Annotated in this window: 16 protein-coding genes; 8 read left to right on the top strand and 8 right to left on the bottom strand. The window is 67.9% G+C overall.

Annotated features, from left to right (window positions below; translation table 11 throughout):
• Positions 1 to 36 precede the first annotated feature (36 nt).
• The 5 genes from RV986_RS18450 to RV986_RS18430 all read right to left on the bottom strand — a co-directional run bounded on the left by RV986_RS18450 (position 37) and on the right by RV986_RS18430 (position 6,160).
• Positions 37 to 1,083: an ABC transporter ATP-binding protein gene (locus RV986_RS18450; protein WP_475918460.1), complete on the bottom strand. Its 1,047-nt coding sequence runs from the start codon at positions 1,081 to 1,083 to the stop codon at positions 37 to 39.
• 26 nt (positions 1,084 to 1,109) lie between these two features.
• Positions 1,110 to 2,147, bottom strand: a complete 1,038-nt coding sequence (locus RV986_RS18445) for an ABC transporter ATP-binding protein (protein ID WP_475918459.1) — start codon at positions 2,145 to 2,147, stop codon at positions 1,110 to 1,112.
• Positions 2,148 to 2,206: 59 nt separating this feature from the next.
• The gene (locus RV986_RS18440) at positions 2,207 to 3,187 is read right to left on the bottom strand and encodes an ABC transporter permease (RefSeq protein WP_475918458.1); all 981 of its coding nucleotides are present in this window, start codon (positions 3,185 to 3,187) and stop codon (positions 2,207 to 2,209) included.
• A 102-nt stretch (positions 3,188 to 3,289) separates the two neighbouring features.
• Positions 3,290 to 5,050 carry an ABC transporter substrate-binding protein gene (locus RV986_RS18435; RefSeq protein ID WP_475918457.1) on the bottom strand — a complete coding sequence of 587 codons (1,761 nt, stop codon included), beginning with the start codon at positions 5,048 to 5,050 and terminating at the stop codon, positions 3,290 to 3,292.
• Between the two features lie 81 nt (positions 5,051 to 5,131).
• Positions 5,132 to 6,160, bottom strand: a complete 1,029-nt coding sequence (locus RV986_RS18430) for an ABC transporter permease (protein WP_475918456.1) — start codon at positions 6,158 to 6,160, stop codon at positions 5,132 to 5,134.
• A gap of 481 nt (positions 6,161 to 6,641) precedes the next feature.
• Between RV986_RS18430 and RV986_RS18425 the strand changes: the two genes are divergently transcribed.
• The 5 genes from RV986_RS18425 (at position 6,642) to RV986_RS18405 (ending at position 12,351) form a co-directional block, all read left to right on the top strand.
• Positions 6,642 to 8,282, top strand: coding sequence for a peptide ABC transporter substrate-binding protein (locus tag RV986_RS18425; RefSeq protein ID WP_475918455.1), 1,641 nt, complete (start codon positions 6,642 to 6,644; stop codon positions 8,280 to 8,282).
• Positions 8,283 to 8,357: 75 nt separating this feature from the next.
• The gene (locus RV986_RS18420) at positions 8,358 to 9,281 is read left to right on the top strand and encodes an ABC transporter permease (RefSeq protein ID WP_475918454.1); all 924 of its coding nucleotides are present in this window, start codon (positions 8,358 to 8,360) and stop codon (positions 9,279 to 9,281) included.
• On the top strand, positions 9,274 to 10,293 hold the full coding sequence (locus tag RV986_RS18415) for an ABC transporter permease (RefSeq protein ID WP_475918453.1): 1,020 nt from the start codon (positions 9,274 to 9,276) through the stop codon (positions 10,291 to 10,293). Before RV986_RS18420 ends, RV986_RS18415 begins: the two co-directional genes overlap by 8 nt.
• Positions 10,294 to 10,298: 5 nt before the next feature.
• Complete coding sequence (locus RV986_RS18410) at positions 10,299 to 11,294, top strand: ABC transporter ATP-binding protein (RefSeq protein WP_475918452.1); 996 nt, start codon at positions 10,299 to 10,301, stop codon at positions 11,292 to 11,294.
• A complete protein-coding gene (locus RV986_RS18405) occupies positions 11,275 to 12,351 on the top strand; it encodes an ABC transporter ATP-binding protein (RefSeq protein ID WP_475918451.1) in 1,077 nt (358 codons plus the stop codon). The genes RV986_RS18410 and RV986_RS18405 overlap by 20 nt, the downstream gene beginning before the upstream one ends.
• A 151-nt stretch (positions 12,352 to 12,502) precedes the next feature.
• On the opposite strand, the gene RV986_RS18400 is transcribed toward RV986_RS18405, so the two are convergent.
• Positions 12,503 to 14,635 (bottom strand): prolyl oligopeptidase family serine peptidase, encoded by a 2,133-nt coding sequence (locus tag RV986_RS18400; RefSeq protein ID WP_475918450.1) that lies wholly within the window; start codon positions 14,633 to 14,635, stop codon positions 12,503 to 12,505.
• Positions 14,636 to 14,811: 176 nt separating this feature from the next.
• On the opposite strand from RV986_RS18400, the gene RV986_RS18395 reads away from it, so the two are divergent.
• Positions 14,812 to 15,006: a hypothetical protein gene (locus tag RV986_RS18395; protein ID WP_475918449.1), complete on the top strand. Its 195-nt coding sequence runs from the start codon at positions 14,812 to 14,814 to the stop codon at positions 15,004 to 15,006.
• Positions 15,007 to 15,290: 284 nt separating this feature from the next.
• On the opposite strand, the gene RV986_RS18390 is transcribed toward RV986_RS18395, so the two are convergent.
• Together RV986_RS18390 and RV986_RS18385 are read right to left on the bottom strand one after the other, a co-directional pair.
• Positions 15,291 to 15,500, bottom strand: a complete 210-nt coding sequence (locus tag RV986_RS18390; protein ID WP_475918448.1) for a DUF397 domain-containing protein — start codon at positions 15,498 to 15,500, stop codon at positions 15,291 to 15,293.
• Entirely contained in the window at positions 15,497 to 16,375 is an 879-nt protein-coding gene (locus RV986_RS18385) for a helix-turn-helix domain-containing protein (RefSeq protein ID WP_475918447.1), read from the bottom strand. Before RV986_RS18385 ends, RV986_RS18390 begins: the two co-directional genes overlap by 4 nt.
• Before the next feature lie 154 nt (positions 16,376 to 16,529).
• Here RV986_RS18385 and RV986_RS18380 point away from each other — a divergent pair, with 154 nt between their 5' ends.
• Both RV986_RS18380 and RV986_RS18375 read left to right on the top strand, forming a co-directional pair.
• Positions 16,530 to 17,015, top strand: a complete 486-nt coding sequence (locus tag RV986_RS18380) for an ATP-binding protein (RefSeq protein ID WP_475918446.1) — start codon at positions 16,530 to 16,532, stop codon at positions 17,013 to 17,015.
• Positions 17,016 to 17,226: 211 nt separating this feature from the next.
• Positions 17,227 to 20,781, top strand: coding sequence for an nSTAND1 domain-containing NTPase (locus RV986_RS18375; protein ID WP_475918445.1), 3,555 nt, complete (start codon positions 17,227 to 17,229; stop codon positions 20,779 to 20,781).
• Positions 20,782 to 20,783 lie beyond the last annotated feature (2 nt).

Below are 20,783 nucleotides of genomic sequence, written 5' to 3'. Positions count from 1 at the left end.
GTTCCGAAAAGGGGGCGGCTGACGAAAAGGGGTGTGTCAGGCCGCCGCCTCGGGATCCTTGGCGAGGCGCGGAGCCGGGACGGTCTCCTTGACCTCGGGGTAGTGGCACGCCGTCAGATGGCCCTCGGAGTTGCCCTCGACGTGCACCAGCGGCGGGGCCTCCGCCGCGCACTTGTCGGTCGCCTTCCAGCAGCGGGTGCGGAAGCGGCAGCCGGACGGCGGGTTGATCGGCGAGGGCACGTCGCCCACCAGGCGGATGCGCTCGCGGGCCGGGGTGTCGTCGGCCGTGGCCTCCGGGACGGCGGAGAGCAGCGCGCGCGTGTAGGGGTGGCGCGGGTTCTCGTACAGGTCCACGCGGTCCGCGATCTCGACGATCTTGCCGAGGTACATGACCGCGACGCGCTGCGAGAAGTGCCGGACGATGGCGAGGTCGTGGGCGATGAAGACGAACGCGATGCCCAGATCCTTCTGGAGCTCCTGGAGCAGGTTGACGACCTGCGCCTGGATCGACACGTCGAGGGCCGAGACCGGCTCGTCCGCGACGATCAGCTTCGGCTCCAGGGCCAGCGCGCGGGCCACGCCGATGCGCTGGCGCTGACCGCCGGAGAACTCGTGCGGGAAGCGGTTGAAGTGCTCCGGGCTGAGGCCCACCGTCTCCAGCAGCTCGCGCACGCGCTTCTCGCGGCCACCCGCCGGGTTGATGTTGTTGATCTCCATCGGACCCGAGATGATCTTGCCGACCGTCTGCCGCGGGTTGAGCGACGCGTACGGGTCCTGGAAGATCATCTGGATCTCGGAACGGACCGGAGCGAGCTGTTTGCGGCCCGCGTGCGTGATGTCCTGGCCGCGGTAGCTGATCGTGCCGCCGGTGGGCTCCAGAAGGCGCGTGATCAGCCGCCCCGTCGTCGACTTGCCACAGCCGGACTCACCGACCAGACCCAGACTCTCGCCTTCGGCGACCTGGAAGTCGAGTCCGTCCACGGCCTGGACCGCGCCGATCTTCCGCTTGAAGGGGAAGCCTCCCATCACCGGGAAGTGCTTGGTCAGACCGGTGACGTCCAGGAGGGGGTTCGTGTTGCTCATGATCGTGAAATCCCGTCTCAGTTACGTCAGTTGGCGCGAGTCGCGGCGTAGTCGGTGAAGTACTCCCGGCGTTGCTCGGGGGTGAGGTGGCAGGCGGCACCGCGCCCGTCCGTGACCTGCAGGGGCGGCTGCTCGGTGGAGCAGAGGTTGTCCGCGACCTTCTCCTTGAAGGTGCACCGCGGGTGGAAGCGGCAGCCGGTCGGAGGGTTCAGCAGCGAGGGCGGAGAGCCGGGGATCGGGGACAGCGGCACATCGACCGGTCCTTCGAGGCTCGGCATGGAACTCAGCAGACCCCAGGTGTACGGGTGCTGCGGCGCCCGCAGCACCTCCTTCTTGGTGCCGCGCTCCACGCACCGCCCGCCGTACATCACCAGCACGTCGTCCGCGATGTCGGCGATGACACCCAGGTCGTGGGTGATGAAGATGATCGCCGTGCCGAACTCCTGCTGGAGGTCCTTCAGCAGGTCCATGATCTGCGCCTGGACCGTCACGTCGAGGGCCGTCGTCGGCTCGTCGGCGATCAGCAGCTCCGGGTCGCAGACCAGCGCCATCGCGATCATCGCGCGCTGGCGCATACCGCCGGAGAACTTGTGCGGGTACTCGTCCACCCGGATTTCCGGCTGCGGGATCCCGACCCGCTTCAGCATCTCGATCGCCCGTTCCCGGGCCTCCTTCTTGGAGGCGCCGGTGTGCTTCCGGTACGTCTCGGCGATCTGCTTGCCCACCGTGTGGTACGGCGACAGCGAGGCCAGCGCGTCCTGGAAGATCATGGACATCTTGTTGCCGCGCAGCTGCTCCAGCTCCCGCTCGGAGGCGGTCAGCAGCTCCTTGTCGTCGAGCAGGATCTCGCCGTCGATGGCGGTGCGGTCGCGGTCGTGCAGACCGAGGATCGTCAGGTTCGTGACGGACTTGCCCGAACCCGACTCGCCCACGATGCCGAGCGTCTTGCCCTTGGCCAGGTCGAAGGAGAGACCGTCGACGGCCTTGACGACGCCGTCTTCGGTGGAGAAGTGAACCTTCAGATCCCTGACGGACAGGAAGGGCTGCTGATCGGTGCTCGTCACGGGGACGCTCCTGAGGGGGTGATGCCGGGGGGTAGCTGTCGGGGGCGGGGTGCCCGGGGTCAGGCGAGCCGGATCCGCGGGTCGATGAGGGCGTAGACGGCGTCCACGATGATGTTGAAGAACACGATCGCGCCGGCCGACAGGACGGTGACGCCGAGCAGCATGGGCAGGTCGCTCTTGTTCACGGAGTCCACCGCGAGGCGCCCGATGCCCTGGATGCTGAAGGTCGACTCGGTGATGATCGCGCCGCCGATCAGTGTGCCCAGGTCGATGCCGAAGACCGTGACGATCGGACCCATCGCACCGCGCCAGGCGAACCGGAAGAAGACGTTCGCACGGGACAGGCCCTTGGCGCGGGCGGTGCGGACGTAGTCCTCGCTGAGCTGCTCGACCAGCTGGGAGCGGGTCATACGGGTGTAGTTGGCGGTGAAGATGATCGCCAGGGTGAGCCAGGGCAGCAGCAGCCCGGAGAACCAGGCGCCCGGGTCGTCGGTGAGGGGCGTGTACGACGGCTGCGCGAACAGGCCCAGCTTCGTGACCAGGAAGAACATCGCGACGTAGCCGACGAAGTAGATCTGCAGCGAGGAGCCGAACAGCGAGGCCGAGCTGGCGAACTTGTCCAGGAACTTGCCCTGCTTGAGGGCGGCCAGCATGCCCGCGCCGACACCGAAGACCAGGAAGACGACGGCCGCGCCGAAGGCGAGCGAGAGGGTCGTCGGCAGACGGTCCATGATCGTGCCGAGGACGGGCTCGCGGTTGGCGAAGGAGTAGCCGAGGCAGGGGGCGTTGCAGTTCCCGAAGCCGGCGTAGTCGCGCCCGACGAAGACGCCCTTGAGCCAATCCCAGTACTGCACCGGGATCGGGTGGTCGATGCCCAGGTTGTGCCGGATCTGCGCGAGCAAGTCGGGCGTGCAGTTCTTGCCGCAGGACATCATCGCCGGGTCACGCGGGATGGCGTAGAAGAGGCCGAAGGTGATGGCGCTGATGATCAGCAGGATGACCAGCGCGCCGAGGAATCGGCGGATGAGGAAGCGGGACATGGGGGCGTGACTTTCCGGACGGGGCGCCGTCGCCGGGGGCGTGAAGGGAGGGGGGCCGGAGGGGGCGGCCGGGCGAACGGCCGCCCCCTGGGGTCGTACGGCTTAGCTCATCGCGTACAGCTTGCAGAGCGCGACGCAGGTGTTGCCGCTGTCGTAGATGACGTTTCCGACCTTGGAACCGTGCATCCAGTTGCGGATCTTGTGGTAGTCGGGGACGACCGCCGCCAGTTCCATGATCTGGCGGTCGACGGCGCCCCAGGCCTTGTTCGCAGCCTCGGTGTCCGTGATCTTGGCCGCCGCGTCGATGGCCTTGTTGACGCTCGGGTCGTTGAGCTGCGCGTAGTTGCTGCGGCCGTCGCCGATGTTCTTGCCGCTCCAGCACGGGAAGAAGACCGAGTAGCCGTTCGGCCAGTCCGGGCTCCAGCCGGCGGCGAACAGGTCGAAGTCGTTGTCGATCTTGCCGATCTGGGTGTAGAAGGTCGACTTGTCGACCTGCTTGTTGACGACCGTGAAGCCGGCCGCCTCCAGCGCGTTCTTGATCGCGACGGCCGACTTCACCGCGGTGTCCGAGGCCTGGTAGGCGATGACCAGCTTCTGGCCCTCCTTGCCGGCTTCCTTCAGCAGGGCCTTGGCCTTGGCCGGGTCGCCACCGGGCTTCGCCTTGACGCCGTAGAGGTCGAACTGCTCGTAACCCGGGGTCACCGGAGCGAGGATCGTGGTGGCGATCTCGCTGGTGGAGGCGCCACCGCCGATGGTCTGCAGCTGCTGGTGCGGCCACGCGTAGTTGATGGCCTGACGGACCTTGAGGTCCTTGATACGGGTCATGTTGATCGGCCAGTAGTAGGTGACCGTGTCGACCTCGGTGAGGACGCGCTGCTTGAGCTTGGCGTTGGTGAGGACCTGGGCGATGCGCTCCGGGGCGACCTCGTTGAAGATCGACATCGCGTACTGGTCGTTGCCCGAGTCCGCGATGTAGCGGTCGGTCGAGGCCACCAGCTCGAAGCCGAACTGGAAGACGTACTTGTCCGGGTAGTTGTTGCGGATCGAGTCCGTCGCCGGGTCCCAGTGCTCGTTGCGCACGTAGGTCAGCGACTTGCCGACGCTGCGGCTGCCGATCTTGTACGGGCCGCAGGAGAACGGCTGCTTGTCGTACTTCTCCTTGGTGTCGTGCTTCTTGTTCACCAGGGAGTAGGCGCGCATGGCCAGCGTGAAGTTGAAGTCGGTGCGCGCCTCGGTGAGGCTGAACGTGATGGTCTTGCCGTCGACCTCGATGGAGTCGAGCTTCTTGCCCTCGTACGGGCCCTTGTACTTGTCGCCACCGACCAGCCACTGCTGGACGTAGCGGGGGCCCTCGGTGATGAAGGAGGCGAAGGTGCGCTCGAAGGTGTGGCGCAGGTCGTCCGCGGAGATGTCCGAGCCGTCCTCCCACTTCAGACCGTCCTTCAGCGTGAAGGTCCAGGTCTTGCCGCCGTCCTTCATGGTGCCCGCGTCCGTGGCCGCGTCGCCGACCAGCGTGGCGCCGCCCTTGTCGTCGATCTTGTAGCCGGTGAGGCCACGCAGGATCGGGACGGTGATGGCGCCCTCGGTGGAGACGTAGATCTGCGCCGGGTCCAGGTGGTCCATGTCGAACTGGTCGAGCGAATAGATCGTCCCGCCCTTGACCGCTCCCTTGACCTCCGGCGCCGGGCCGGTCGAGTCGGCCTTGGTGCCGACCGGGATCTCCTGGGTCTTGGAACCGCTGACCGAGGGGGCCTTGCTCTTCGACTTGCTGTCGCTGCCGCTGCCACCGCAGGCGGTCAGAACGGACGACGAGGCCGCGACCACGCCGGTGGCGATCAGGAAGTTTCTACGGGAGAAAGACATGGATGAGCCTGCCTTATAGGGACGATCGGGACGGATGAAGGCCGGCCGCACGACACTGAACGGGCCGGGTGGAACGGGTGGCTACCGCTTGGACTTCGGGTCGAGAGCGTCGCGCACCGAGTCGCCGAGCAGGTTGAAGGCGAGGACGAAGATCACCATCGACAGGCCCGGGAAGAGCATGAAGGTGAGGTCCTCGGTGTAGAACTGGGCGCCGCGCTGGATCATGACGCCCCAGTCCGGGGTCGGGTCGATGATGCCGACGCCGAGGAAGGCCAGGCCGGCCTCCGCGGTCACGAAGGCCGGGAGCATCAGCGTGGACTGGATGATGATCGGCGTCCACAGGTTGGGCAGAAGTTCCTTGAACACGATGCGCCGCGGCGAAGCGCCGGTGACCTTGGCCGCCTCGATGTACTCCCGCTCGCGCAGACCGAGTACCTGGCCGCGCAGCAGTCGGGCGATGGAGGCCCAGCCGAAGCCGGAGAGGACCAGGATCAGGGAGACGGCCCGCAGAGAGGTGGGGATGTTCTCGTCGGGAGCGACGAACAGCCCGTACACCACCGGCATGAAGGCGATGAAGAACAGAGTGGACGGGAACGACAGCAGGATGTCGATGACCCGGCCGACGAAGTAGTCGGTCTTGCCGCCCAGGTAGCCCGCCGTCACACCGACGACCACGCCGACCACTGTGGTCAGCAGGGTGGCGGCCACAGCGATGCCCAGCGAGGTGCGGATGCCGTACAGCAGGAAGGTGAAGACGTCGCGGCCCAGCTGAGGTTCGATGCCGAACCAGAATTCCGAGCTCATACCGCCGTTCGGCCCCGACGGGTAGGCGAAGGCGTCGAGGAGCTCCGGGCGCTGGCTGGCGTAGGTCGTGTACGGGTTCTTGCCGTACAGCTTCGCTATCAGCGGGGCGCAGATCGCGATCACGAAGAAGAAGATCACGATATAGGCCGAAATGACGCCCGTACGGTCGCGTTTGAATCGCTTCCAGGCGAGCCGGCCCGGGGAGCGACTCTCGGAGCCCTTGGTGGCGGGAGAGGAGGTCGATGTCTCGACGCTCTCGTCGGTCACCTCAAGCGGGGCGGCCGCGGAAGGAGTAGGGGGGGTCATGTTGCTCCAGGCCCGAGGGGGTCAACGACTCCGCAGGGCGCTCCCTACGCAGCTACGCCGGACTTTTTCAACGCAATTCATGCAAGGTCAATAAAATCTCGACCGCCTTGGTCTTCTCTTTACTTTCTTTACCTTTACTTGGCTTGACCGTAACTACGCGTGTAGCGCTCTGTGGCCGTTCTGTGTCCGGAATCGGGCCAACTACTCTTTTCGGGCAAGGGGTTCGATATACGGACGCGTGAGTATCGGAATGCGTACATCCGGTGCACTCAATCCAACGGTTGCGCATCGAACGGTAAAGATCCATTGCGTCGGGCTTCCGGAGTGCCCGCTTCCGGATGCCCCCGCCACCCAGAAGGGTGGAGTGAATGTGCGATACGCCCCATGTGGCCTGATATTGGGCCCTAAAGGCATAGTGCACCGGAGTCGTCGTCCACCGCCCCGGAGCCCTCGCCACAGCGCACTCTTGAGGAGGCACTCCATGCGTGGAGCGACGCACGCCAGATGGGCCGCGGCTGCGGCGGCGGCAGCCCTTGTGGCGACCGGCTGCGGGGGCGGAGGCGGAGGTGGGGGCGGAGGTGGTGCCGGCGGTGGCTCCGGGGTCCTGAGTTCCTCCTGGGGAGACCCGCAGAACCCGCTGGAGCCGGCCAACACCAACGAGGTGCAGGGCGGCAAGGTGCTCGACATGATCTTCCGGGGCCTGAAGCGGTACGACGCGAAGACCGGCGCGGCCCAGGACATGCTGGCGCAGAAGATCGACACCTCGGACTCGCGGAACTTCACGATCACCGTCAAGGACGGCTGGACGTTCAGCAACGGGGAGGCCGTCACCGCCCAGTCCTTCGTGGACGCCTGGAACTACGGGGCCAGCCTCAAGAACAACCAGAAGAACGCGTACTTCTTCGGGTACATCGAGGGCTACGACAAGGTCCACCCCGACACCGGGAAGCAGAGCGCGAGCAAACTGTCCGGTCTGAAGGTCACCGACGCCCACACCTTCACCGTCAAGCTCAACCAGAAGTTCTCGACGTTCCCCGACACCCTCGGCTACGTGGCCTTCGCGCCGCTGCCCAAGGCGTTCTTCGACGACCACGCCGGCTGGCTGCAGAAGCCGGTCGGCAACGGGCCCTACACCATCGACTCCTACACCAAGGGCTCGACGATGTCCCTGCGGAAGTGGGACGCGTACCCCGGGACGGACAAGGCGCGCAACGACGGGGTGGACCTGAAGGTCTACACCGACAACAACACCGCTTACACCGACGTGCTGGCCGGCAACCTCGATCTCGTCGACGACGTGCCCGCCTCTCAGCTCAAGAACGTGAAAAGCGACCTGGGGGGCCGGTACATCAATACACCGGCCGGCATCATCCAGACGCTCGCTTTCCCTTTCTATGACAAGAACTGGGACAGGAGCGGGATGGAGAAGGTCCGCAAGGGCCTGTCCATGGCGATCAACCGGGACCAGATCACCAGCACGATCTTCCAGAAGACCCGCACCCCCGCCACCGACTGGACCTCACCGGTGCTCGGCGCCAAAGGCGGCTTCCAGGACGGACTGTGCGGCGACTCCTGTACATACGACCCGTCCGCGGCCAAGAAGCTGATCCAGGAGGGCGGCGGTCTGCCCGGCGGGCAGCTCAAGATCTCGTACAACGCGGACACCGGCTCCCACAAGGAGTGGGTGGACGCCGTCTGCAACTCCGTCAACAAAGCGATGGGCGACGACAAGGCCTGCGTCGGCAACCCCGTCGGCACCTTCGCCGACTTCCGCAACCAGATCGGGCAGCACAAGATGCAGGGTCCGTTCCGGGCCGGCTGGCAGATGGACTACCCGCTGATCCAGAACTTCCTGCAGCCCCTCTACTACACGAACGCCTCCTCCAACGACGGCAAGTGGTCCAACAAGGACTTCGACAAGCTCGTCGACCGGGCGAACGCCGAGACCGACCGGGCCAAGGCCATCAAACTCTTCCAGCAGGCCGAAGAGGTCGTACGCGACAACATGGCCGCCATCCCGCTCTGGTACCAGAACGGCAGCGCCGGCTACTCGGACAAGATCTCCAACGTGGCGCTCAACCAGTTCAGCGTGCCCGTCTACAACGAGATCACCGTCAGCTGAGCCGTCCACGGGGCGGGCCGCCGGGGTCGGTGAACGGAACCCGGGGGCTCGCCCCGTCCTACCTCCGGAGCCCTCATGGGACGGTATGTGATCCGGCGTCTGCTGCAGATGATCCCGGTCTTCATCGGCGCGACGCTCCTGATCTTCCTGATGGTGAACGTGATGGGCGACCCCATCGCGGGCCTGTGCGGCGAGCGGCAGTGCGACCCCGCCACCGCCGCCCAACTGCGCAAGGAGTTCGGCCTCGACAAGCCCCTGTGGCAGCAATACCTGACGTACATGGGCAATGTCTTCACCGGCGACTTCGGCACCGCCTTCAACGGGCAGCCGGTCACCGAGCTGATGGGCGCCGCCTTCCCGGTCACCATCCGGCTGACGATCGTCGCGATCCTCTTCGAGATCGTCATCGGCATCCTGCTGGGCGTCGTCACCGGGCTGCGCCGCGGCCGGCCCGTCGACACCGGCGTCCTGCTGCTGACCCTCGTCGTCATCTCGGTGCCGACCTTCGTCACCGGTCTGCTGCTGCAACTGCTGTTCGGCGTCGAGTGGGGCTGGATCAAACCGTCCGTCTCCACGGACGCCACGTTCGGCGAGCTGATCGTGCCCGGACTGGTCCTCGCCTCCGTCTCGCTCGCCTATGTGACCCGGCTGACCCGGACCTCCATCGCGGAGAACAAACGGTCCGACTACGTCCGTACGGCCGTCGCCAAGGGGCTCCCCAGAAGACGCGTCATCGTCCGGCACCTGCTGCGCAACTCGCTGATCCCCGTCGTCACCTTCATCGGCACGGACATCGGCGCGCTCATGGGCGGCGCGATCGTCACCGAGCGGATCTTCAACATCCACGGCGTCGGCTACCAGCTCTACCAGGGGATCGTGCGGCAGAACACCCAGACCGTGGTCGGGTTCGTGACGGTCCTCGTCCTTGTCTTCCTGGTCGCCAACCTGCTCGTCGACCTCCTCTACGCCGTACTCGACCCGAGGATCCGCTATGCCTGAGCAGCCGCCGCCGTACGAGCCGCCGCCGCCGTACCAGCCGTCGCCGTACCAACCGGAGGGCGCCATCGCCGCGACCGGCGCGGGCGGCGCCATGGACCTCGCCACCAGCGAGGCGGCGACACTGGAGAAGACTCCCGGCGGACCGGAAGGCACGGGTCCGCAGGAGAGACCCAGGAGTCTGTGGTCCGACGCCTGGCGCGATCTGCGGCGCAACCCCGTCTTCCTCATCTCCGGGCTCGTCATCCTCTTCCTGGTCGTCATCTCCCTGTGGCCCTCGCTGATCGCCTCCCGCAACCCCCTCGACTGCGACCTCGCCAAGGCCCAGCAGGGCTCGCGGCCGGGTCACCCCTTCGGTTTCGACGGCCAGGGCTGCGACGTCTACACGCGAGTGGTGTACGGGACGCGCGTCTCGATCACCGTCGGCGTCTGCGCCACGCTGGGCGTCTCGATCCTCGGGTCGGTGCTGGGCGGGCTCGCCGGGTTCTTCGGCGGGGTGGGGGACTCGTTCCTCTCCCGGATCACGGACATCTTCTTCGCCATCCCCGTCGTGCTCGGCGGTCTGGTCCTCCTCTCCGTGGTGACCAGTAATACGGTCTGGCCGGTCATCGGGTTCATGGTGCTGCTGGGCTGGCCACAGATCTCCCGGATCGCCCGCGGCTCCGTCATCACCACCAAACAGAACGACTACGTCCAGGCCGCCCGCGCCCTCGGCGCCTCGAACACGCGGCTGCTGCTGCGGCACATCACCCCCAACGCCGTGGCACCGGTGATCGTCGTCGCCACCATCGCGCTCGGCACCTACATCTCGCTGGAGGCGACACTCTCCTACCTCGGCGTCGGCCTGAAGCCCCCCACGGTCAGCTGGGGCATCGACATCTCCTCGGCGTCCGCGTACATCCGTAACGCCCCGCACATGCTGCTGTGGCCCGCCGGCGCCCTCGCGATCACCGTGCTCGCCTTCATCATGCTCGGCGACGCGGTGCGCGACGCCCTCGACCCGAAGCTGAGGTGACGGCCGTGCTGCTCGAAGTGCGCGATCTGCACGTGGAGTTCAGGACCCGGGACGGGGTCGCCAAGGCCGTCAACGGGGTGAACTACGGCGTGGACGAAGGAGAGACGCTCGCCGTCCTCGGCGAGTCCGGCTCCGGCAAGTCGGTGACCGCCCAGGCCGTGATGGGCATCCTCGACATGCCGCCCGGGAGGATCACCGGCGGCGAGATCTTCTTCCAGGGCAGGGACCTGCTCAAACTCAAGGAGGACGAGCGGCGCAAGGTACGCGGCGCCGAGATGGCGATGATCTTCCAGGACGCGCTGTCCTCCCTCAACCCCGTCCTGTCGGTCGGTGAACAACTCGGCGAGATGTTCACCGTGCACCGCGGGATGTCCCGCAAGAACGCCCGGGCCAAGGCGATCGAGCTGATGGAACGGGTACGGATCCCGGCCGCCGCGGAGCGGGTGCGCGACTATCCGCACCAGTTCTCCGGCGGTATGCGCCAGCGCATCATGATCGCCATGGCGCTGGCCCTCGAACCCGCGCTGATCATCGCCGACGAACCCACCACCGCCCTCGACGTCACCGTCCAGGCCCAGGTCATGGACCTGCTCGCCGAACTGCAGCGCGAGCTCGACATGGGGCTCGTCCTCATCACCCACGACCTGGGCGTGGTCGCGGACGTCGCCGACCGCATCGCCGTCATGTACGCGGGCCGGATCGTCGAGTCGGCCCCCGTCCACGACATCTACAAGGCGCCCGCGCACCCGTACACCAAGGGCCTGCTCGCCTCGATCCCGCGGCTCGACCAGAAGGGCCAGGAGCTGTACGCCATCAAGGGCCTGCCGCCCAACCTCATGCACATCCCGCCCGGCTGCGCCTTCCACCCGCGCTGCCCGATGGCCCAGGACATCTGCCGTACCGATGTGCCGCCGCTCGCCGAGGTGGACGGGACGGGCGGGGAGCGCGCCAGCGCCTGCTTCTTCTGGAGGGAGTGCCTCGATGGCAGAGACAGCGACTGAGCGAGCAGCGACCGAGCCGCTCCTGGAGGTCCGCGGGCTGGTCAAGCACTACCCGCTCACCCGGGGCATCCTCTTCAAGAAGCAGATCGGCGCCGTCAGGGCCGTCGACGGAGTCGACCTCCACCTCGGCCGCGGCGAGACCCTCGGCATCGTCGGCGAGTCCGGCTGCGGCAAGTCGACGGTCGCGAGAATGCTGGTCAACCTGGAGAAGCCGACCGCCGGGACGATCCTGTACAAGGGCGAGGACATCACCCGGCTGACCGGCAAGGCGCTCAAGGCCGTACGCCGCAACATCCAGATGGTCTTCCAGGACCCGTACACCTCGCTCAACCCGCGCATGACCGTGGGCGACATCATCGGGGAACCGTACGAGATCCACCCCGAGGTCGCGCCCAGGGGCGACCGCAGGAAGCGGGTCCAGGACCTGCTGGACGTGGTCGGACTCAACCCCGAGTACATCAACCGCTACCCGCACCAGTTCTCCGGCGGCCAGCGCCAACGCATCGGCATCGCCCGAGGGTTGGCGCTGCGCCCCGAGATCATCGTCGCCGACGAACCGGTCTCCGCGCTCGACGTCTCGGTGCAGGCCCAGGTGATCAACCTGATGGAGAGGCTCCAGGACGAGTTCGACCTGAGTTACGTCTTCATCGCGCACGACCTGTCCATCGTGCGGCACATCTCCGACCGGGTCGGCGTGATGTACCTCGGGCGGATCGTGGAGACCGGCCGGGACGCCGAGATCTACGACCACCCGACCCACCCGTACACCCAGGCACTGCTCTCCGCCGTGCCCGTCCCCGACCCGGGGGCCCGGGAGCGCCGGGAGCGGATCATCCTCGCCGGGGACGTGCCCTCCCCGGCGAACATCCCCTCCGGCTGCCGCTTCCGCACCCGCTGCTGGAAGGCCCAGGAGCGCTGCGCGCTTGAGGTGCCGCTGCTCGCGGTGCCCGCGGAGTTCCGCTTCGCCGAGAGCCCCGCCGCCCATGACTCGGCCTGTCACTTCGCGGAGGAGAAGCAGGTCGTCCCCCCGGAGGAGCCGTCCGACGAGGTGCCATAAGCACCCAAATGCGAACGAACTTCGTTAACATGCAGGCAACTTGACGGAAGCGGTACCGATATACGGACGCGCCAAGGTAATCAGCGTACGGCCGTGCGGGTGCCGTAGATGGGCCGGGGCGCGCCATGTCGCCCCGGCCCGTCGCACGTGGTCAGCCGGTGAGCCCCAGCGAGCGCTTCAGGAAGTCCACCTGGAGCAGCAGCAGGTTCTCGGCGACCTGCTCCTGCGGGGTCATGTGGGTGACGCCGGACAGGGGCAGCACCTCGTGCGGCCGGCCCGCGGCCAGCAGCGCCGAGGACAGCTTCAGCGCATGGGCGACCACCACGTTGTCGTCCGCGAGACCGTGCACGATCATCAGCGGCCGGTGCGGCTCGGCGGGCGCGGACAGCCCCTCGTCGGTGATCAGCGAGCTCTTCGCGTACGCCTCCGCAGCCGTGGCGGGGGCGCCGAGGTACCGCTCCGTGTAGTGGGTGTCGTACAGCCGCCAGTCGGTGACCGGGGCGCCCGCGATGCCCGCGTGGAAGACGTCGGGGCGGCGCAGTACGGCGAGCCCCGCGAGCCAGCCGCCGAACGACCAGCCGCGGATCGCGACCCGGGTCAGGTCCAGCGGGAACCGCTCCGCGAGCCCGTGCAGCGCTTCGATCTGGTCGTCGAGGGTGAGCGTGAAGTCGTCGCGGACGGCTTTCTCCCAGGCGGGGGAGCGGCCGGGGGTGCCGCGGCCGTCGGCCACGACCACCGCGAAGCCCTGGTCGGCGAACCACTGCGAGGTGAGGTGCGCGTTGTGCGCGGCCAGCACCCGGGGGCCGTGCGGACCGCCGTAGGGGTCCATCAGGACCGGTAGGGGATTGTCGCCGTCGTAGTCAGTAGGCATAAGCAGGGCGCATGGGATTTTCTGTGCGCCCCCCTCGGTGAGCGTCACGCGCGGGGACAGACCGGGATGTTCGGCGTACGAGGTGACAGTCGCCGCCCGCTTCCCGTCCCGCAGCACCTGTACCTGGGCGCCCGGCTGGTCCGGCACCGCGGAGACGAGCACGGTCACGCCTCCGGCGCGGACCGCCGAGTGCACCCCGGGTTCCTGGGACAGACGCTCGACACCGAGCTCGTTGACGCGGTAGACATGCACCTCGCCGGTCTCCGGGGCGGCCGCCGCCTCGCCCGCCGACGCCGAGATCAGCACATCGCTGTCCGAGACATCCAGCACCGCACGCACATGCAACTGCGGCCCCGTCAGGGGGCGTTCACCGAAGGCCAGTACCCGTGCCCCGCCCTCGTCGGCGATTCGTACGAGTTGTCCGGAGGGGCTCCAGCATGGCACACCAGGGAAAAGATCCAGCCATTGTCGATCTTCATCCGCGTGCACCATCCGAGTCACCCCGCTGTCCGGGTCGACAGCGAGGAACAGCTGGCTGCGCTGGTCCCGCGCCTGCACCAGAATCAGCGGCGCACCCGCCGCTGACCAGTGCACATGCGCCAGATACGGGTAGTGCGCCCGGTTCCAGACGACCTCCGTGCGCACCCCGTCGAGGCTGATCACGAAGAGCCGTACGTCCGCATTGTCCGTTCCCGCGGCCGGGTACGCGATCTGTTGAGGAGCCTGTTCCGGTTGTGCGGGATCGGAAATCCACCAGCGTCGCACGGGTGCGTCGTCCACCCGGGCGACAAGCAGCCGGTCCCCCTCCGGCGACCACCAGAAGCCGCGCGAACGCCCCATTTCCTCGGCCGCGATGAACTCGGCCAATCCATAGGAAACCGTCCCCGACTCCGCCGCGGACTCCGGCTCCGCGAGCGCCCGGTCGTCCTCCCCCTCGGCGCCGACGACCCGCAGGGCGCCCCCGGCGACGTACGCGACGAGCCGTCCGTCGGGTGACGGACGCGGGTCGATCACCGGCCCCGGGACCCGCAGTTCACGTGCCGTGCCGGCCCGCAGCTCCGCTGTGAAAAGCCGCCCTGACAAGGCGAAAGAGGCCAACTCGACCGCCGTGTCGGTGGCATAGCCGACCACCCCGGCGCCGCCCTCACGGCTGCGCTCACGGCGCGCCCGCTCCGCCGCCGACAGACGTTCGGTGGCGCCGCCGAGCAGCGTCCGGGGATCCGCCGCGACGCGCTCCTCGCCCTCCGCGACATCGAGGACCCACAACCGGTTCGCCCGGTCCGTACCGGAACCGGACCGCAGGAACACGACACGGGAACCGTCGGGGGACACGGTGAAAGCGCGGGGCGCGCCGAGGGTGAACCGCTGCGTCCGGGCGTACCGGCGCGGGAAGGAGAGAGGCTCGGTCGTCATGCCTTGACCATATTGGCCATGCGCCCCCTTGTGCGGCCGTGCGCCGATCAATGCGCGCGTGCACATAGTTATGATCACTAGCGGCGTGTGGGTATGAACCTGCTGGCCGCTGTATGGAATGACCGACCCCCATGTCCGACCCCCCGTGTCCCTGGGATCTTTGGAGGTGAGCCGCCGTGGCACTCTCGATTTCGGCGGTGGTGCTGCTGGCGATCATCGTCGTCATCCTGGTCAGGAAGTCCGGGTTGAAGGGCGGGCACGCCGTCGTGTGTGTTCTCCTGGGCTTCTATCTCGCCTCTTCGACGATGGCCCCGACCATCAGCGATCTCACTACGAACGTGGCGGACATGATCGGCAGCTTCAAGTTCTGAGGCGTACCGGGTTCGGTACGCGGCTCCGGTACTCGGCTCCGGGTACGGAACCCGGCCCGCTGCCTGTCCTGCGCCCGTCCTGAGCCTGTCCGGTGTCGCTGCTTCGCGCTGCCCGGCTCCGAGAACTTGGCGGATCAAGCGCGGCACGGAGACGTACGGTCTGCACAGGGCTCACGTCGGCGCCGTCACGGGCCTGGAGGGGCTCCCTGGCGGCCGACCGCCGCGCTCGATGGGTTCACGGTCACCGCCCGCTCCCTGGGCGGCGAGGTCGAGTAACCGGCTGGTCAGCCCTTGGACGCGTGCTGTACGAAGTCGGCCCACGCCCCCGGCGTAAGCGTGAGCTGGGGGCCGGCGGTGTTCTTGGAATCGCGGACGTGCACCGTGCGGGGGGTGGTGGCGATCTCGACGCAGGAGTCGCCTTCGTTGCCATCGCTGTAGCTGCTTTTGAACCATGCCAGTTCGGAGGCGTCCCCGGCGGAGGCCTTGCAGTTCATGTTTCTCCCAGCAGTTGCTCGATGAAGGCCAGCGACTCCCGTGGCGGGAGGGCCTGCGCCCGGATGGTGCCATACCGCAGCTCAAGGATGCGGAGGTGCCTCGGATCGGAAGTCGGTCGACTGTTGAATGCACCGTCGGAGCGCCCCACCGCCGTGCCGTCCTCAAACTTCAGCAACTCGATCTTGCCGTCCAGACCTGGATGGACCTCACAGCGCGTCGGCATGACCTGAAGCGTGACATTGCGCAACCGGCCCACCTCCAGCAGACGTTCGAGCTGCTGTCGCCACACCATTGTGCCTCCGAGTGGACGCCGCAGCGGCGCCTCCTCAAGTACGAAGCTGAGCGAAGGCGCAGGTTTCCTCGCGAAGATGGACTGCCGGGCCACACGAGCGGCCACCATCCGCTCCACCTCATCCTCCGAGTAGGGAGGCTGCCGTGACTCGAACGCGACCCTGGCATGCCCCGCCGTTTGCAACAGCCCGCTGATGCTGTGGCAGACGTATACCCCGAGTTCGACTGCCCGCCCCTCCATCTTCGCCAGATCCCGCACCTTCTTCGGGTAACTGACCTTCTTCACGTCTTCCTTCATCGCCGAGAGCAACCCACCCGCCCCCAACACCTCGTCCGCCTTGTCCAGATACTCGGGCTGGGGAATCCTCTTCCCACCTTCGATTTTGTAGACCATGTCCTCGCCGTACCCGACGGCCCTCCCGAACTCGGCGGCCCGCATCCCCACGGCCTCCCGCCGCAGCTTCAGCTGTCGCCCGACGGTCGCGACGACCGCCACACCCCAGTCGTCGTCCGGGTCCACCTCCCAACCCGGCTCGTCCGCCTCGCCCTTGAGCCGTACCGCGTCACCGTCCACCTGCTGCATCCCGCACCCCTCCGTCGTACGACCGTGCTGCGACGCCCCTACCCGTACGACCGTTCCGGACCGGCCGGACACCACCGGACAACACCCGGACAGTCACCGTACGCATCGGCGTCGTCACTGGTCACGGTATGCGCGCGCAGCCACGCTGAGTGACGTGAATCAAGAAACCGTCACTCCCGAGGCCCAGACCGGCACCCCCATCCGCAACTTCTGCGTGCTCCTGTCGCCGACGCCACGTGGTGCCCGCCTCGGCCGCCTCCTGGCCACTGAGCAACTCCGCGCCTGGGGACTCCCCATGGACCCGGCAGCGCACATCGTCGCCGAACTGGCGGCCAACGCGGCGACGCACGGGCGCGTCCCGGGCCGCGACTTCCGGCTCACGCTCTACGTCGCCGCAGACACGCTCCGGATCGAGGTCACCGACACCCGCGGTGACCGTCTTCCGTACGTCAGGCGCTCCGCCCCCGATGCCGAGTCCGGCCATGGTCTCGTCCTCGTCGACGCCTTCGCCGACCGCTGGGGCTGGGCACCGGGGCCGCCCCCGCGCAAGACGGTATGGGCCGAGCTGGACCTCGCACCGGAACCCGTCCGCCCGTGTTCCGGTGCGACGGGCGACCTTTTCCAAGAAACACCAGGGTGAAAGAACCCGACCAAGCCCCACCTCCCGCTGAGTGTCCCCGCTGGACCTCCGATCCGACCTGCATGGCCGAAACCCGTACGCACCGTTGAACGCGCATGTGAAGCCTCGGAAGATGGTCATGAGCGGATGACGCGATGCCGGTCTTTCGAGGCCGGTGGAACGGGGGTTGAGCGGTGCTGGTGGGTGGCGGCGCGGTCGTGAGTGGTGTCCGATGAGGAACCGTGTGCAGGTCGCCATCCAGATCATGCTGGCGCTGGTCGCCTGCTTACTCGGGATCGCCACCAACTACGCGACCAGCACCGACAAGGTTCCCTGGGCACTGGAGGCTATTCAGCGGTTCTCCGTTCCGGCCATCGGCGTGTTGATCGTGGCGCTTGTGGCTGGGCAAGTCGTCGTCTACCGGCTGGAGCATCCCGCGCCGCCCCGGAGCGAGTGGCCGAGGGAGCGGGTTCCGTACCCGGGTCTCGACGCGTTCGACGAGGACGAGGCAGCTGTCTACTTCGGCCGGGAGGCACAGGCCGCCGAAATGACGCGCAGGCTGCACACCACCGCGACCCGTCCCGCGGAACGGTTCCTGGTGCTGGTCGGGGCGTCCGGCAGCGGAAAGTCCTCGCTGGTCAGAGCCGGGGTGATGCCCAGGCTTCGGGAACGCCGCTGGACTGTCGTGCCGGCCTTCGTCCCCGGCTCCAATCCGCTGGGTGCCCTTGCAGCAGCGCTGGCGGCCGCCGCCGACGGGCAGGAACCGGCGAGCACCGTACTGCGCAGGCTGCGCCAGGGGCCGGACGCCCTGCGAGCCGAGCTGTCGCGGCTGCGTGGCGGCCGGTTCCGGCGGATACTCCTCGTGGTCGACCAGTTCGAGGAGGTCGTCACCCTGGCGGGGGAGCGTGAACGCGCCCAGTTCCTCGAAGCACTGCGTACCTGCGTGGAACACGACTCGGCGGTCCGGGTACTGGTCACCCTCCGGGTGGACCTGCTCGGCAGGCTTCTCGGCACGGGGCAGGCGGATCTCCTCCAACATCCCATCGCCATCGGCACCTTGAGCAGAGCGCAGCTCGTCGAAGTCGTGGAGCGTCCCGGGGCCCTCGTCAGCCTCGGCTTCGAGCCCGGAGTCGTCGACTCCATCGTGAGTGAGACCGGTACGGACGACGCGTTACCGCTGCTTGCCTATCTCCTCCAGGAGCTGTACTTCGCCTCCGGCCCTGGTGGGACGGTGACCGAGGAGCTGTACCGGCGGCTCGGCGGAGTACCCGGCGCGCTCGCGCGCCAGGCGGACAACACCGTGACCGAGCTCGGTGCGGGCGTGGGCATCGACGCCGTCCTCCGCGTCCTGCTCAGGTTTGTCACCGTCGAGGGGCAGGAGGTGGCCCGCCGTCATGTGCCGCTGTCCGAACTCGGCGAACGGGACCGCCATGTCGTCGATGCCTTCGTCGAGGCACGGCTGCTGCGCACTGACGTCACGGGCGACGGCTCCGTAGCCGGCGGTGAGCCGTTTGCGCAGGTGACGCACGAGGCGCTGTTCCGCCAGTGGGCCCCACTGCGGCAGGAGGTCGAGGCGCGGGCCGAACGACTCCGCGAGCGCGCCGAACTGGAGCGATGGGCGGCCGACTGGGAGCGGGCCGGACGCAGCGACGACTATCTCCTTACCGGCGAACGCCTCACGGCGGCCCGGCGCTGGTTGGAAGCCCTGGAAGAATCCGGGCAGGCGTCCACACCTGCCCGCGCGCTCGTCGAGTCCTCGCAGCGCCACGACCTGACCTTCCTGAGCCAGGTCTCCGACAGTATCGGCCGTCAGGTTCTGCTGAGCGCGGAGAGCGAACCGGAGCGTTCCCTGCTGCTCTCGCTCGCCGCGCTGGGCGAGTGCGCGCCCACGCCCTCGGCCCGGCGCGGACTGATGGCGGCGCTGGCGGCGAGTCACCTCCGCTCCCGGCTCGACGGACACACGGACACTGTCCGGCACATCGCCTGGTCCCCGGACGGGCGCATGCTGGCCACGGCGTCCAGGGACGGCACGGGCCGCGTCTACGACGCGCCGTCCGGACGTCCCTTGCTGGTGCTGCCGTGCGACGGCGTCATGGTGGAGTCCGTTGCCTGGTCACCGGACTCGGCGAGGCTCGCGACCGTCGGCCGTGACCGTGTCGTACGGATCTGGGATGCCGTCTCGGGAGAGCCGGTCCATCTGCTGGCTGGGGCCGGAGATCTCAACAGACAGGTGGCCTGGTCGCCGGACGGCCGACATGTCGCCGCAAGCTCCAAGGACCGGATCGTACGGGTCTGGGAGGCCGACACCGGGCGGCTTGTACACGAACTGCACGGACACGGCGAAGATGTGTGGGGCGTGGCGTGGTCGCCGGACAGCAGCCGCCTCGCCTCCGCGTCCCACGATCAGACCGCGATCGTCTGGGACCTGACGACAGGGACGGCGGCCACCACGCTCACCGGGCACTCGGACTTCGTGGAGGGCATCGCCTGGTCGCCGGACGGACGACACATCGCCACCGGCTCCGGGGACCATACCGCCCGCATCTGGGACGCCGGGACCGGTGATCTGCGCCTGTTGCTGCGAGGGCACACCGACTACGTGTGGAACCTGGCCTGGTCGCCGGACGGACGGATGCTGGCCAGCGCCTCCTCCGACCGCACAGTGCGCATCGTCGACACCGAGAACGCCAAGGTCCTGGCCGTGTTGCGCGGCCATGCGGACACCGTGTGGGGTGTTTGCTGGTCACCCTGCGGGACGATGCTTGCCACCAGTTCCACCGACGGCGCCGGCATGGTGTGGGACCTGCGTCCGCGTGGCGCCGAGGTCGTCATGGCCGAGGGACACCGAGGCCCGGTGAACCAGGCCACGTGGTCCGGCGACGGCAGCCGTTTCGCCACGGCCTCGGACGACGGCACCGTAGGGGTTTGGGACGCGGTAACCGGCGTTCCTGCCGGACCGGTGACCGAGGTGGAGGACCGGGTCTGGGCCGTCGCCTGGGCTCCCCAAGGGGAACGGCTCGCGTTCGGCGCCAACGACGGCCTGTTCCGGATCGTCGACGGGCACGGAGGCACGCTGTTCGAACGACAGGGTGAGGTCGTCGAGGGGTGCGCGTGGTCTTCGAACGGCGGCCGGATCGCCACTGGTGGCCATGACGGTGCGGTGCGTGTCCTGTCCGCGTCGGACGGGACCGAGGTGTTGAAACTGACGGAGCATCAGGACTGGGTGGGGCGTGTGGCCTGGTCGCCGAGCGGACGGCGGCTCGCCAGTTGTTCCGACGACCGTACGTGCCGACTGTGGGACATCGGGGAGGGGCGGCAGTTCACAGTGCTACGCGGCCACGACAACTACGTGGAGGACGTGGCCTGGTCCCCGGATGAGGCGAGGATCGCCACCGCTTCCGGCGACTGGACGGCTGGCGTGTGGGACATCCTCACCGGACGGCGCATCGAGGTGCTGAGGGGGCACGAAGGACGGCTTCGCGCGGTGGCCTGGTCACCGGACGGACGGCACATCGCCACGGGCGCCGACGACCGCACCGTACGGGTCTGGTCCGCCACCACCTTTGAGGAGATCGCCGTTGTCGGTGTGCACCAGGACAAGGTGACATCCGTTGCCTGGTCCCCCGACGGCACACGGCTGCTCACGGGATCGGCCGACGGGACGGCGCGGGTATGGAGGGCGGAGCCCGACCACGACCGGCTGGAGGCGACCGCCCGCGGAAGGGTCTTCCGTACCCTCACTCACGAGGAACGGCGGCAGCATCTGCTGCCGCTCGACCCCGTGTGACC

It is taken from the genome of Streptomyces sp. RLA012, assembly GCF_056270325.1.
Note: the sequence above shows the minus strand (reverse complement) of the source record. Positions and strands in the feature narration are given on the sequence as shown.

Coding starts and splice junctions, on each gene's coding strand:
- RV986_RS18415 (WP_475918453.1), top strand. CDS start 9,274: ATGCCTGAGCAGCCGCCGCCGTACGAGCCGCCGCCGCCGTACCAGCCG.
- RV986_RS18430 (WP_475918456.1), bottom strand. CDS start 6,160: ATGACCCCCCCTACTCCTTCCGCGGCCGCCCCGCTTGAGGTGACCGAC.
- RV986_RS18420 (WP_475918454.1), top strand. CDS start 8,358: ATGGGACGGTATGTGATCCGGCGTCTGCTGCAGATGATCCCGGTCTTC.
- RV986_RS18425 (WP_475918455.1), top strand. CDS start 6,642: ATGCGTGGAGCGACGCACGCCAGATGGGCCGCGGCTGCGGCGGCGGCA.
- RV986_RS18450 (WP_475918460.1), bottom strand. CDS start 1,083: ATGAGCAACACGAACCCCCTCCTGGACGTCACCGGTCTGACCAAGCAC.
- RV986_RS18440 (WP_475918458.1), bottom strand. CDS start 3,187: ATGTCCCGCTTCCTCATCCGCCGATTCCTCGGCGCGCTGGTCATCCTG.
- RV986_RS18435 (WP_475918457.1), bottom strand. CDS start 5,050: ATGTCTTTCTCCCGTAGAAACTTCCTGATCGCCACCGGCGTGGTCGCG.
- RV986_RS18400 (WP_475918450.1), bottom strand. CDS start 14,635: ATGACGACCGAGCCTCTCTCCTTCCCGCGCCGGTACGCCCGGACGCAG.
- RV986_RS18385 (WP_475918447.1), bottom strand. CDS start 16,375: ATGCAGCAGGTGGACGGTGACGCGGTACGGCTCAAGGGCGAGGCGGAC.
- RV986_RS18405 (WP_475918451.1), top strand. CDS start 11,275: ATGGCAGAGACAGCGACTGAGCGAGCAGCGACCGAGCCGCTCCTGGAG.
- RV986_RS18375 (WP_475918445.1), top strand. CDS start 17,227: ATGAGGAACCGTGTGCAGGTCGCCATCCAGATCATGCTGGCGCTGGTC.
- RV986_RS18390 (WP_475918448.1), bottom strand. CDS start 15,500: ATGAACTGCAAGGCCTCCGCCGGGGACGCCTCCGAACTGGCATGGTTC.